Origin of the sequence: Shewanella sp. Arc9-LZ (assembly GCF_010092445.1) — a bacterium.
GTDB lineage: Bacteria > Pseudomonadota > Gammaproteobacteria > Enterobacterales > Shewanellaceae > Shewanella.
On sequence record NZ_CP048031.1, the window covers coordinates 709,045 to 722,349 of the forward strand.

A 13,305-nucleotide genomic window follows, 5' to 3' on the forward strand; every position below is an offset into this window, starting at 1 on the left:
TTATCTAACGATTTCCATTTCAGCTAATAAGTTGTCAGCATTATCTAAATACTGCATTACCCATAGCATGTAGCGGCTGTCTACTTGGATAGAACGGTTGCTTTGCGCGTCGTATCCCCAGTCTCCAATGATACTTTCGTACACACCATCAAACAGTAAACCCACTAGTTCAGCACGACCGTTTAAGGTTGGTGAGCCTGAGTTACCACCCGTTGTGTCTAGGGTAGATAAGAAGTTAACCGGTACAGAGTCAACCGCTTTGACGTAGTAATCGCCGTATTGCTTTTGTTTAATCAGCTCAAGTTGTTTAGCTGGCGCATCGAAAGGATCAACACCAGTGTCTTTGGCTAAAATGCCTTCTAAGCGGGTAAAAGGCACCGCCACTAAACCATCCTGTGGAGAATAACCTTTCACGTTTCCGACCGTTACACGCAGGCTTGAGTTTGCATCAGCATAAACAGGTTTTCCTAACTCGCGATTGTAGGCAATGATAGCGTCCATATATTGTGGACGTACTTTCATTAAGTCACCTTCTAATTGCTTTTTCTCTTTCTCACGCGCCATGTCAGCATCATAAGTTTGTACTGCAAATTGAATGAATGGGTCGTTAGATGCTTTAAAGTCGGCAACCGATTTGTTCATCCATGCTAAGCGAGTTTCTTTGTTATTTAGCTTGGTGTTGGCGTACATTTTATCGAGTGTTTTAGCTAATGCTTTAGCATCGAACTTGCTGCTAATACCAAAGGCTTTATCTAAAGCGGCTAAATGCTGCTCTGCAGGTAGTGCAGCATAACGTGTCAGTAAATCGGCTAGCAGGGCTTTATCGACACTGGCAGCATAACGGCGATCAATACGTTCCATGCTTGAAGTGAAGTTGGTCATGTCACGTTGTTGGTAGCCTGGTTCACGTGCCATATCAGCTAAGGTTTTCTCATTAGCTAAGCGATACAAATCACGTGCGGTAGTGACCATAGTGGTGTAACCGATGTAACCTAATAAAATGTCACGTTGCTGATTTTGCTGACTCTTAGCCACTAACTTTTCTAAGCTTGATAGTGTTTCGCCATACTGCAGCTGGCGTTTTTTATCTTTACCAATCCAGTTTGCTAAATCGCTTTCTATTTTCTCACGATCAGCGAGCATGGTTGATTTTCCATAATACTCAATCATCGAGGTAAAGTTTTTAGCATAATTAGCTAAACCAGCAATCAAGCTTTCGTATTTAATCCGTTCGTCGCTGCCTTCAGAGGCTGTTTCTTTGATGATGCTAATCATGCGCTCTTGTAGGACTTTGCCTTCTGGATAAGCCCAATTAAACTGATTGTTAACTTCATCGGCTGTGCGGTAACGGTTGGTACGGCCAGGATAACCAGCAACCATCACAAAGTCGCCATCGCTAACGCCTTTAGCTGATACTTTTAAAAAGCTTTTTGGCTCGTACGGTACATTGTCTTTACTAAAATCGGCAGGCTTGCCGTCTTTAGATACGTAAGCACGATAAAATGAGAAGTCTCCAGTATGACGAGGCCACATCCAGTTATCGATATCACCGCCGTATTTGCCCACGCTAGCAGCTGGGTTATAGGCTAAACGTACGTCACGAATTTCTAACTGCTTAACAAGATAATATTCTAGGCCGCCATGGAAACTATACACTTGGCAACGGTAACCATCTTCTTTTTCACATTCAGCAACTAAGGTTTTTTCTTGTAGTTCTATACCTTTATAAAACTCATTACCCACTTTATCCATCTGGTTTGCTTTAACTTTATCAGTAACATTGGTTACCGCTTCAGTTACAAAAATACGTGAACCAGGCGTCGCAGGTAATTCTTCTGCGTAAGTTTTGGCTAAAAATCCGTCTTTAAGGAGGTTTTTTTCTGGGGTTGAGTTGTACTGAATTGAGCCATAGGCACAGTGATGGTTGGTAACCACTAAGCCTTTTGGCGACACAAATGATGCGGTACAACCACCCAGGCTGATAACGGCATTCATTGGGAATTCGGTTAATTTTGAAATTGAATCAGCGCTTATTTCTAAGCCTTTTGCTTTAAGTTCATCAGCCATAGCGGGAAGTTGATGTGGTTGCCACATACCTTCATCTGCCGCAGCGCCAAAGCTGGCTGCCATAGCGACAGTTAATAACCATTTTTTCATTATAATAATTCCATTTGGGGTGTTCACGGGTAATCAATATTGCCGTAAGTCGTGTCGATTTCTTGTTTAATCATCTAGGTCAATGTTGGCGGACTATAAAAACGTCGGACCATAAAAACAAAAAAGTCAGGCTAAGCCTGACTTTAACAAATGTTTTACTATCTTAACAGCGTTTGAAAAACTCGCTTACAAATCCACTTTATCAGTCATCCGATTTAGGCTAATGCCACCATCAACTGCGCCACAACAATTAATGTGCCGAGCAATCCTGCGGCGATAAGCCCCAATGTGCCACCAGACACTTGATATCCGCCCATTTTCTGCGCGCGTTGCTTTAATGCCATCGCAATGGGTAAATAGATAATCATCACCACTAATGGAATGGCTGCAAAACCAAGCACTTTGAAAAATCCGTCTGGGTAGTAAAGCGCACATAACAGCGGCGGTATAAAGGTTATCAACCATGTTTTAGCACGACCAACAGCGTCATCTTTAGCTCGGGTCAGTTCGGCGACATAATCAAATAGGCTCATGGTGACACCTAAAAATGAGGTCACCAATGCAAGGTTGGCAAACAGATCAATTGCTTGGCTGATAATGTGTGACTGGGCTAAGCCTTGCAAAGCAGCAACCAGTTTAGGCAGTGAACCACCAAAGCTATGAACTGTTTCGCCGCCTAAAGAACCTAGCGTTACGAGCAACCACAGGATGTAACAAACCAGTGGAATGGTCGATCCTATTAATAACACTTTTCTAAGTGATGCAGCATCACCTTCTAAGTAGCGCACAATGGTGGCAATACACACATGGAAACCAAATGAAGTGAATACCACTGGGATGGCTGCTAACCATAATTGTTGCAGGGCGGTGCCCGAAGCCACATCGGTTGAATAATTGTTTAATGCACTGATTAAATTAACGTCTGGTAATAGAAATGCCACCACAATGACCAGCAGCACCACCATAGAAGTAAATAAAATACGTGATACTTTATCAATCCATTTAACACCAATGGCAATCAAGCCACCAAAAATAACCGTAAACAGTATGACGGCGACTTGGTTGCTCATGTTAATGCCGATGGGTTGTAAACGGGTTTCTAATAGCGATGACCCTCCCATTAGATACACCATGGTTAAGGCGAATAATAAGCTAAGGAATGAGCCACCTTGAATGAGCTGGCCGACTTTGCCCAGTGTTTTACCGGTAATGGCATGGACGTTATCGCCGACACCACTATGAAGATTAATTTCTAACATCAGTAACGAGGTGTAAGCCGATAAACCCCAAATAACCACTAATAAGATTAATGCGGGGATCATCCCCAAAGCTGCTGTTGCTAATGGTAGCGCTAGCATGCCTCCGCCAATTGCCGTTCCCGCGACAATCGAAATAGAACCTAAAGTTTTAAAATTCACAGAAAACGTCCTGTTTAATTATTATTTTATTTGTGTCGGACATTAGCAGAAGGGTGACAGAGCAGGCAAGGATCTTTGACTGTTAAAGGCTAACAGCTATGTTTATAAACAATTACACAACAATAGACCAAACTTTTTTACACGTGATTATTGCAATAGCGTAGCATTACGGCGTTACGAGTAGGGTAAGGTTATTTATATGTCGAATTTACAATGTAAAATGAGTGCGTTGAATAAAATTATTTAATCGTTATAATGCGACTTGTTTTAGGGGAGTAGCTAATCTTGTCTTGCTGTTATGGCACACAAGATGTCTGTATCAACATAATTGGCCTCACGCCATGGTGCAGACAGTAACACACTGTTAATCAGTGATTTTACCAAGCGAGACCTAAGCACAGTAACTGCATCAAGGGGTATGCGGTGGCTCGTGCTTAGTTGTCATTTACCCCTAGGAATATCACATTGGAAGCTTTATTCGCCTCAACTCTTACTGTTGCCATCGCTGAAATAGGCGACAAAACTCAATTATTAGCCTTACTGCTCGCGGTGAGATTTAGCAATAAAACCGCTATAATCTCAGGCATTTTGCTTGCCACATTATTAAATCATTTTCTTGCTGCATGGTTAGGTCAATGGGCCATAGCGTGGATTGATCCACAATGGGCGACCTATCTGGTGGCCGGGTCATTTTTTGCTATTGCACTATGGGTGCTGATACCCGATAAAATGGATGATGATGATAATCGCTTCTATAAACTCGGTGCTTTTACTGCGACGTTTATTTTGTTTTTTATTGCTGAAATAGGGGATAAAACTCAAATTGCGACAGTAGTCTTAGCGGCAAAATACCAAGCACTGACATGGGTTGTCATCGGCACGACATTGGGAATGTTAATTGCTAATGTCCCAGTTGTGTTGGCTGGGCATTTTAGTGCTAACAAATTGCCCATGAAACTGATTCATCGCGGTTGTGCTGTGTTGTTTGCGCTACTTGGGGTCGCTACACTGCTGTGGTAAAAGGAGGTTCCATGTCCGATAACCAAGTTCTTGATGCAGATACTGCCCGCGGGCTGCCCTGGGTTGTTGCCATTGCTTTTTTCATGCAGTCACTCGATGGAACGATCCTTAATACTGCATTACCCGCTATGGCCAGTGATTTAAATGAAGACCCGCTGCGTATGCAAGGCGTGATTATCGCTTACATGCTCACCGTAGCATTGCTGATCCCTGCTTCTGGCTGGATCGCTGATCGCTTTGGCACCAAAAAAATCTTCTTTGGTGCGATCTTATTGTTCAGCTTTGGATCATTGCTTTGTGCATTGTCCAATTCATTAGACATGCTGATTGGTGCTCGGGTGGTACAAGGGTTAGGTGGTGCTTTAATGTTGCCAGTCGGCCGACTTGTAGTGCTGCGGGCATATCCACGTTCGGAATTGGTACGGATTATGGGCTTTATCACCATCCCCGGTTTACTGGGGCCACTGCTTGGTCCAACGATGGGCGGTTGGATGGTGCAATACTTGACATGGCATTGGATCTTTTTAATCAATCTGCCTGTCGGTGTAGTCGGTTGTTATGCGGTGTGGAAGTTCATTCCAGATCTGCGTGGTAAGGAAAAATCACGTTTCGATAGCTTCGGATTTTTGTTGTTTGGGGCTGCGATGTTATTGATCACCATCGCTATGGAAGGACTCGGCGAACTGCACTTGCCACACTTACGGGTGATGTTGCTGTTATTTGGTGGTATGGCGTGTTTGATAGCATATTGGCTGCGGGCTGGTCGTATTAGTAATCCACTGTTTTCGCCATCGCTATTCAACACCAAAACATTTGCTATTGGTCTTTTTGGTAATCTGTTTGCGCGTTTGGGCAGTGGTGCATTGCCATTCTTGGTGCCGTTGTTGCTGCAAGTTGCACTGGGTTATTCACCATCTCAGGCTGGAATGAGTATGCTGCCGCTGGCCGCTGCAGCAATAATGGCCAAATCAGTGGCTCGACCGATTATCGAACGCTTAGGTTATCGAGTAGTGCTTACCGCGAATACTTTGGCGCTTGGCGTTATGCTGGCGACCATGGGCTTGGTTAGCGAACAAACTCCTTACTGGTTGCTATTAGCTCTGTTGGCGATTCTTGGCGCGATTAACTCGTTACAATTTACGGCCATGAATGCCGTGACCTTAATAGATCTTGATGATGTTAATGCCAGTAGCGGTAACAGTCTATTGTCGGTAGTAGGTCAATTATCATTAAGTTTAGGGGTTGCGTGTGCAGGTGCTTTGCTCGGTGGCTTCAGTACCGATGTCGGCAGCGGTACAGCGGGAACGGTACTTGGCGCTTTCCAACTGACGTTCGTTACCGTTGGTCTTATGACAATGTTAGCCGCAGTGATATTTTCGCAATTATCTAAAGACGATGGCCGTCGGATAACCCATTCATAACAGTGCATCATTTCGCCGATTTCGGATAAAAAAAGTATTTTGCGATTATTTATAACGCGGTATTTTTTACCAAAATGATGCTCTGAATATGATGCAGATAAACCTCAATTTTAATTTCCCATTAGTTTTTTGTGCAATCCTGCACACACTTCATTGTATGATTGGTTAAAATATAAGCATGCATAAGCTTTATGGATAGCCGTGTGCATGTAAATGTGTAAGCGGATGGTAAACGGATAGTAAGCTGATAGTTAAAGGAGTCACGATATGGATATGAAGAAACATGGTTTATCGATAGGCATAAACCGAATTGAAAATGTGTTTTTTGTGACATTAAAAGCCATTGGCACATTAACCCACGAAGACTATCTCGTCATTACCCCTATGCTAGAGGGGGCATTAAGCCAAGTTGATCAACCTAAAGTGAGTTTATTTCTCGATGCTACCGAGCTCGACGGCTGGGATTTACGCGCCGCGTGGGATGATTTAAAGCTGGGGTTAAAGCACAAATCTGAGTTTGAAAGAGTGGCCATTTGGGGCAATAGAGATTGGCAAGAATGGGCGGCCAAAGTCGGTAGTTGGTTTATTGCAGGCGAGATAAAATATTTCGACGATGAAGATGATGCGTTGAAATGGCTTCGATACTAATACGATGTTCAAGGTATGTTTATCTCGAATGATGCCTAGATCTTTACCGTTGTGATGGCATGATTAACCCTAGGAACAGATTCTCTAGGGCTATAAGCATTTACGCCGTGGTATTAACATTGTGACCACTGTTGCCAACGGGCTGCGGCGCAGGTGGTTGTGCTGCTTCAATGAGCTGCAATGCCATTTGACCTTCAATCTTTTGCTGTTCTTTAGCCATTACGGCCACTTTTAAGCTGCTGCCAGAATCAATCGTTGTTGGCATTGAAGACGGTGAATTAACACTAATTGACATGGTTAACCTTAATATAAAGTCGGATGGTAATAGTATATCGGCTGAAAATCGAAGTGCTTGACACATTTTTGCTAAAAAGCATTCGTTGAGCTTTTTTTGATTATAGGTTGCGCACAACCAATGTTATAATTAACTCATATTATTGGTTAGTGGAGTGAAGCCTATGTCTAGTAAAGCGCTTACTGAGTCTCAATTACCTTCAGCGCAAAACCCGCTAGCACTTGAAAATCAAGTGTGTTTTTCATTGTATAGTGCGACTAATGCGATGATCCGCGCATATCGACCATTATTAGATGAGTTATCGCTGACTTATCCTCAGTATTTAGTGATGATGGTACTTTGGAAAGAGCCGGGGATTAGTGTTAAAACCTTAGGTGAAAAATTACATCTAGATTCTGGAACGTTAACGCCCTTGCTAAAGCGTTTAGAAGGCAAGGGCTTAGTGAGCCGTGGTCGCAGTGAGTTAGATGAACGCGTGCGAGTGTTACATGTTACTGAGCAAGGCCAGCAATTACATCAGCAAGCGTTGAGTATTCCTGAACAGATGCGTTGTAAAGTAGGTGGCACTATTGAAAACTTACAACAATTAAAGCAACTGTGTGATCAAGCATTTACCATGTTAAATTCCGGAGAGGCGAGCAGCTGTGAAATGTGATTATTTTGAGCGTGGCGATTGTCTGTCATGCCGCAATATTCAACTACCTATGGTTGAGCAAGTGAGTGTAAAGCAACAACAATTAACCGATTTGTTTCGCGGTATCTCAGTTAAACAATGGTTAGCGCCAATATTAAGCGCAGAATCAGGTTTTCGTAATAAAGCCAAAATGGTCGTTTTAGGTGCAGCTCACAAACCTATTTTAGGTTTGGTTAATCCTAAAGGGGATCCGGTCAGTTTATGTGACTGCTCGTTATACCCTAAAGATATGCAATTATTGCTACACCGTTTAGAGCGATTTGTGCAGCAAGCTGGTATACCGCCTTATCGGGTCGATAAAAGCAAAGGCGAGCTAAAATTTATTTTACTGACTCGCAGCCAAAGTAGTGGCCAGTTTATGCTGCGTTTTGTATTACGTAGTGACCAAGCCATCGTGAGAATTGAACGAGAATTACCCCAATTATTACAAGAGTTTCCCGAAATCACCTTAGTCTCGGCCAATATTCAGCCAATCCACATGGCTATTCTAGAAGGCGAAAGGGAAATATTTTTAACGGAAACAACACGATTAGAAGAACAACTTAATAATGTACCGTTGTTCATACGGCCAAAAAGCTTTTTTCAAACTAATCCGGAGGTTGCCGCCCAGTTGTATCAAATAGCGAGGGAGTGGGTTACTGAATTCAAACCGAACTATATTTGGGACTTATTTTGTGGTGTCGGTGGATTTGGGCTTCATTGCGCTAACAGCAATACCCGTTTAACTGGAATTGAGATCGAATCTGAAGCAATAGAATGTGCCATCTTGTCAGCAACCAAACTAGGGCTTACACAAGTGGATTTTAGTGCACTCGATTCAACTCATTTTGCTAAAGGACAATCTGCTCAAGATAAACCGGATCTTATTATTGTCAATCCACCTAGGCGTGGATTAGGCAAATCATTATGCGATTTATTGAGTGAGTTTGCGCCTAAAGCAATCGTGTACTCTAGTTGTAATCCACACACCTTAATGAGCGATTTAGAGTGCATTACGGGTTATCAAATCACCAAAGTTCAAATGTTTGATATGTTTCCTCATACCGATCATTTTGAAGTACTGGTTATGCTAGAACAGCTGTAATAGTCTTTGCTATCAATTAAGGTGTTTTATAATCGAAATTAAGTACTCGTTTGGTGTCGCTAAATTATAGGTTATATCGAACAAAGGTAGCTGTTAGGTTGTGGTATATGTTGTCATCATAAAAATGTCATCATAAAAATGTCATCTCAATGTCATAACATTGTTTATTAACATAAAAAAGGTACTAGGACGATGTGGCAAATTTTCAGTCGCTTTTTAGCGTTAGGGTTAATCAGTTTCGGTGGCCCAGCGGCTCACATAGGCTATTTTAGAAAAGCATTTGTTGACGACTTACAATGGCTAGACGGTAAACAATATTCAAGTTTTATCGCCCTGAGTCAGTTTATGCCTGGGCCAGGCTCAAGCCAGATAGGGTTTGCAATTGGGTATCATCGAGGTGGTTTATTGGGCGGATTAGCCGCCTTTTTAGGTTTTACCTTGCCGTCTTTTTTACTGATGTTTTTATTTGCTGTGACCAGTGCTCAATGGTTGGAGATAACGGCCGTAGAGGGGGCTATTCATGGCTTAAAGCTACTGGCAGTAGTGGTCGTAGCGGATGCGACTTTGTCAATGTTCAATCAATTCTGTCAACGAAAAACCGCTAAAATACTCATGGCTGCCACCGCCGTTGCTGTCATATTAATGCCTTCATTATTAATGCAAATTGGCGTACTAGTTGTGGCCGCTATTGTTGGAGTCATGTTGATGACTCGGGGTGAGCGTATTACGCCAGACACACCTGCTATCGAGCTTAATTATGCTTGGTTAGCGTTATTTATTATAGGCATCGCAGCATCTTTATATTTGATCAATCAACCTGACAGTCTTGGACAGATTTTTGCGCAATTCTTCCAAGTGGGCAGTTTAGTATTTGGCGGTGGGCATGTGGTATTACCCTTGCTTGAAACCAGTGTCGGTGAATACATTACCCCTGATCGATTTTTAACTGGCTATGCACTTGCGCAAGCCATTCCTGGCCCTATGTTTACCTTAGCAACCTTTTTAGGGGCAGATTTATGGTTAGAATCTCCTATTTTGGGCGCGTTAGTGGCGACGTTAGCTATTTTCCTTCCAGGTTTTTTATTGATGCTGGTGGGCTTAAAAAGTTGGCATTCTATTAGCCAGCATCCTGCCATAGCCGGTGCGTTAGCGGGGGTAAATGCAGCCGTTGTTGGTTTATTGCTTTCGGCGCTATATCAACCTGTGTTTACTAGTGCGGTGATCATGCCGCTAGACATGGCATTAGTGATCATTGGTTTTAGTGTATTAAAAGTCTTTAAGCCCGGTCTTGTATGGTTGGTAATAGGATTTGCAGCAATGGGCAGTGGATTGACAATGTTGTAAAACGGTTATTATATTGGATGATTTTGCGATAGGTCTCACTTTATTGAGTTGTAATAGTTTGTTAGATTAACCATCTATAATAAATAGACTATTATATTGATAGACTATTACCTAAAAGACCTTCAAAAGGCTGGCCACTATGCTGAGATCTTCCCTACGCAATAAACTACTGGGGTTATCGCTAATCCCGCTTTCGTTGATCCTCATCGTACTACTGAGTATTTTTTATGTTAATGAAAAATCGTCTTTAACCAAGGATATTGATAACTTTCGCAGTGAATTAATTTCAGAGCGTAAAAACCAACTAAAAGAAGCTGTTCAGATTGCACAAGGAGTCGTTGAGTATCAACTTGCTTTGGGGAGCAATGGTAATGTCAATGGAGCCTTACGAGATTTACGCTTTGGCAGTGCAGGGTATTTCTTTATGTATGATGATGCCGGCGTCAATATTTTTCATCCGACTATGCCTGAACTTGAAGGCCAAAACAAAATTGATATGGCCGACCCTAATGGTACCAAAATTATTGTTGGTTTATTAGATGCGGCTAAATCGGGTACTGGTAATTTTTCTTATTATTATAAAAAGCCCGGTAGCGAACAGCTTGTAGAAAAACTCGGTTTCGCGGTAATGATCCCTAATACCAATTGGATGTTAGGCTCGGGCGCTTATATTGATGATATTGAAGAGTCTATTGGCGGTTATGAAACTTATAAAACTGAAGAGATGAATCAAAAAGCATTCATGTTTCTATTAATTGCTTTAGGTCTTACGGGGATAACTGCTTTTGGTGTGGTGCTGATGGCCCATAAAATGGTGGTGCCAATTCAAAATATGGCGTCATCGCTTAATGATATCGCTAAAGGTGAAGGTGATTTAACCAAACGTTTAGATATCACCAGTGAGGATGAGATTGGCCAATTAGGCAGCGCATTTAATCTGTTCATCGACAAATTACAACATATTATGGGTGATGTGGCTGGTGCGACCGACAGGGTTAAGCATGCGGCTCAAAGTATCAGTGGCCAAACAGTGTCAATGACAGAGCAACTCTACAATCACAATAATGAAATTGACCAAATTGTCACCGCAATCACCGAAATGTCGGCGACGGCGCATGACGTAGCCCACAATACTAATATGGTAGCTGAAGCCACGCATGCTGCCTCTGATAACGTCACGAAAGCGCAAGATTGTGTCGATACTTCATTAACGGAAGTGTCTAATTTAATGAACCAAATTGACAACGCTGCGGCCAACGTCAAATCATTAAGTGAACAATCTAAGAAAATTAATTCAGTGCTGAGTGTGATAGGTGGGATTGCTGACCAAACTAATTTACTGGCACTCAATGCGGCAATCGAAGCAGCCCGAGCGGGCGAGCAAGGTCGGGGTTTTGCGGTTGTTGCTGATGAAGTGAGAAACTTGGCTAGTCGAACCCAAGCCAGTACGGTTGAAATTAATGAAATGCTGGCAGAACTGAATAAGCTAGTGACTCAAACGGTACAAACTATGGAAGAAAGTCAGGTGAGTTGTTTGAGTTCGGTGGAGTCTTCTAGAGCGATTTCTGAAAGTTTAGGTGCCGTGACATCATCAGTAACCAGCATTAATGACATGAGTACTCAAATTGCCACCGCGGCTACTGAACAAAGCTCAGTGACCGAAGAAATCAATCGCAATATCAATTCAGTGCAAGAGATTGTTAATACGTTATTGGTGGCCAGTCAAGATGCGTCCGGTATGAGTAAAACCGTTGCTGATGATGGTCAGACGTTAGCGGAATTAGTGGGTCAATTTAAAATATAATGTTTACTTGGTAGGTAATTAAAAATGAACCCGAAGCGGTTCATTTTTTTTAGTCCAATTTTTAATCTACACCAGAGCCTAAATTTAAACCTATATTTGTTGAAGCAAACTTTCACATTATAAGCGGTCCATTTATTCTATTCATTCGTGGGTAAGTGTTTTTCCAGATGTTGATTTGATGAAATATATTCGTCATTTGTTTATTAATAATCGGCCTTCCGGTCTAGGTTTAGTGCCTATCATGGGGTAAAATGCGCCGTTGCACCTTTTGTTAACCGCCAAATTTAAGTTGAATATTCATGTTTGAAGTTAATCCGGTAAAATTCAAAATTAAAGAGCTAGCCGAACGTACTGAGTTACTTCGGGGGTATCTTTGACTACGCTGCCAAAAGTGAGCGTTTAGAAGAAGTCAGTCGCGAGCTTGAAAGCCCTGAAGTGTGGAATGAGCCTGAACGTGCTCAAGCATTAGGTAAAGAGCGTGCTGCGTTAGTGGTTGTGGTCAAAACCATTGATGATATGGACACGGGTCTAGAAGACATCCAAGGGTTACTTGAGCTTGCCATTGAAGAAGATGACGAAGAAACCTTTAATGATGCTGCCGCAGAACTTGAGGAGTTAGACACTCGTCTGGCTGATCTCGAATTCCGCCGCATGTTTTCTGGTAAGAGTGATGCTTCAAACTGTTATCTTGATATTCAATCTGGTTCAGGCGGCACCGAAGCACAAGACTGGGCCAACATGGTTCTGCGCATGTATTTACGCTGGGGTGATGCGCATGGTTATAGCCCAGAGTTAATGGAAGTGACCGACGGCGATGTGGCAGGTATTAAAGGTGCTACGATTAAGTTCACTGGTGAGTACGCTTTTGGTTGGATGCGAACAGAGACGGGTGTGCACCGTTTAGTACGTAAATCGCCATTTGATTCATCAGGTAAACGTCATACTTCTTTCTGTTCTGTTTTCGTTTACCCTGAAATTGATGATGATATTGAAATCGATATCAATCCATCAGATTTACGTATCGACACTTATCGTGCTTCTGGCGCGGGTGGTCAGCACGTCAACAAAACCGATTCTGCGATACGTATTACACATTTACCAACAAACACTGTGGTGCAATGTCAAAACGATCGCTCGCAACATAAAAACCGTGACTCTGCTTTTAAGCAATTAAAGGCGAAGTTGTACGAGTTAGAAATGCATAAACAAAATGCCGATAAACAAGCTGCTGAAGATGCAAAATCAGATATCGGCTGGGGCAGTCAAATTCGTTCATACGTATTAGATGACGCCCGTATCAAAGATTTACGTACAGGGGTTGAGAACCGCAACACTCAAACTGTGCTGGATGGTGATTTAGATAAGTTTATTGAAGCCAGCCTAAAATCAGGACTTTAATTAAATTAACTTTTTCCGCCAT

Annotated in this window: 11 protein-coding genes and 1 riboswitch; of the genes, 8 read left to right on the forward strand and 3 right to left on the reverse strand. The window is 42.4% G+C overall.

Annotation, left to right across the window (positions count from 1 at the left end):
• The gene (locus GUY17_RS03135; RefSeq protein ID WP_162022274.1) at positions 1-2,157 is read right to left on the reverse strand and encodes a S46 family peptidase; all 2,157 of its coding nucleotides are present in this window, start codon (positions 2,155-2,157) and stop codon (positions 1-3) included.
• A gap of 215 nt (positions 2,158-2,372) precedes the next feature.
• Positions 2,373-3,575 carry an aromatic amino acid transport family protein gene (locus GUY17_RS03140; RefSeq protein ID WP_101086163.1) on the reverse strand — a complete coding sequence of 401 codons (1,203 nt, stop codon included), beginning with the start codon at positions 3,573-3,575 and terminating at the stop codon, positions 2,373-2,375.
• Positions 3,576-3,833: 258 nt separating this feature from the next.
• Positions 3,834-3,944, forward strand: a riboswitch (yybP-ykoY riboswitch).
• Between the two features lie 96 nt (positions 3,945-4,040).
• Between GUY17_RS03140 and GUY17_RS03145 the strand changes: the two genes are divergently transcribed.
• The 3 genes from GUY17_RS03145 (at position 4,041) to GUY17_RS03155 (ending at position 6,664) form a co-directional block, all read left to right on the forward strand.
• A complete protein-coding gene (locus GUY17_RS03145) occupies positions 4,041-4,595 on the forward strand; it encodes a TMEM165/GDT1 family protein (RefSeq protein ID WP_162022275.1) in 555 nt (184 codons plus the stop codon).
• Between the two features lie 11 nt (positions 4,596-4,606).
• Positions 4,607-6,016 carry a multidrug transporter subunit MdtD gene (gene mdtD / locus GUY17_RS03150; RefSeq protein ID WP_162022276.1) on the forward strand — a complete coding sequence of 470 codons (1,410 nt, stop codon included), beginning with the start codon at positions 4,607-4,609 and terminating at the stop codon, positions 6,014-6,016.
• Positions 6,017-6,283: 267 nt separating this feature from the next.
• On the forward strand, positions 6,284-6,664 hold the full coding sequence (locus GUY17_RS03155) for an STAS/SEC14 domain-containing protein (protein WP_162022277.1): 381 nt from the start codon (positions 6,284-6,286) through the stop codon (positions 6,662-6,664).
• A gap of 100 nt (positions 6,665-6,764) precedes the next feature.
• Here GUY17_RS03155 and GUY17_RS03160 read toward each other — a convergent pair whose 3' ends face one another.
• Positions 6,765-6,959 (reverse strand): cytoplasmic protein, encoded by a 195-nt coding sequence (locus GUY17_RS03160; RefSeq protein WP_101086160.1) that lies wholly within the window; start codon positions 6,957-6,959, stop codon positions 6,765-6,767.
• 163 nt (positions 6,960-7,122) lie between these two features.
• Here GUY17_RS03160 and GUY17_RS03165 point away from each other — a divergent pair, with 163 nt between their 5' ends.
• The 5 genes from GUY17_RS03165 (at position 7,123) to prfB (ending at position 13,283) form a co-directional block, all read left to right on the forward strand.
• On the forward strand, positions 7,123-7,614 hold the full coding sequence (locus GUY17_RS03165) for a MarR family winged helix-turn-helix transcriptional regulator (RefSeq protein ID WP_162022278.1): 492 nt from the start codon (positions 7,123-7,125) through the stop codon (positions 7,612-7,614).
• Positions 7,604-8,737 (forward strand): 23S rRNA (uracil(747)-C(5))-methyltransferase RlmC, encoded by a 1,134-nt coding sequence (rlmC, locus tag GUY17_RS03170; RefSeq protein WP_162022279.1) that lies wholly within the window; start codon positions 7,604-7,606, stop codon positions 8,735-8,737. Before GUY17_RS03165 ends, rlmC begins: the two co-directional genes overlap by 11 nt.
• A 192-nt stretch (positions 8,738-8,929) precedes the next feature.
• On the forward strand, positions 8,930-10,081 hold the full coding sequence (chrA, locus tag GUY17_RS03175; RefSeq protein ID WP_162022280.1) for a chromate efflux transporter: 1,152 nt from the start codon (positions 8,930-8,932) through the stop codon (positions 10,079-10,081).
• A 139-nt stretch (positions 10,082-10,220) separates the two neighbouring features.
• Positions 10,221-11,885 (forward strand): methyl-accepting chemotaxis protein, encoded by a 1,665-nt coding sequence (locus GUY17_RS03180; protein ID WP_162022281.1) that lies wholly within the window; start codon positions 10,221-10,223, stop codon positions 11,883-11,885.
• 299 nt (positions 11,886-12,184) lie between these two features.
• Positions 12,185-13,283, forward strand: a protein-coding gene (prfB, locus tag GUY17_RS03185; protein ID WP_162022282.1) for a peptide chain release factor 2 whose coding sequence is annotated in 2 segments (ribosomal slippage) — positions 12,185-12,259 and positions 12,261-13,283 — 1,098 coding nt in all. Because the reading frame shifts where the segments join, the coding sequence is not laid out codon by codon here.
• Positions 13,284-13,305 lie beyond the last annotated feature (22 nt).

What these genes read in the sequence shown, in the direction of transcription:
- GUY17_RS03165 (WP_162022278.1), top strand. Translation starts at nt 7,123, where the DNA reads ATGTCTAGTAAAGCGCTTACTGAGTCTCAATTACCTTCAGCGCAAAAC.
- GUY17_RS03160 (WP_101086160.1), bottom strand. Translation starts at nt 6,959, where the DNA reads ATGTCAATTAGTGTTAATTCACCGTCTTCAATGCCAACAACGATTGAT.
- GUY17_RS03180 (WP_162022281.1), top strand. Translation starts at nt 10,221, where the DNA reads ATGCTGAGATCTTCCCTACGCAATAAACTACTGGGGTTATCGCTAATC.
- GUY17_RS03135 (WP_162022274.1), bottom strand. Translation starts at nt 2,157, where the DNA reads ATGAAAAAATGGTTATTAACTGTCGCTATGGCAGCCAGCTTTGGCGCT.
- GUY17_RS03155 (WP_162022277.1), top strand. Translation starts at nt 6,284, where the DNA reads ATGGATATGAAGAAACATGGTTTATCGATAGGCATAAACCGAATTGAA.
- mdtD (WP_162022276.1), top strand. Translation starts at nt 4,607, where the DNA reads ATGTCCGATAACCAAGTTCTTGATGCAGATACTGCCCGCGGGCTGCCC.
- chrA (WP_162022280.1), top strand. Translation starts at nt 8,930, where the DNA reads ATGTGGCAAATTTTCAGTCGCTTTTTAGCGTTAGGGTTAATCAGTTTC.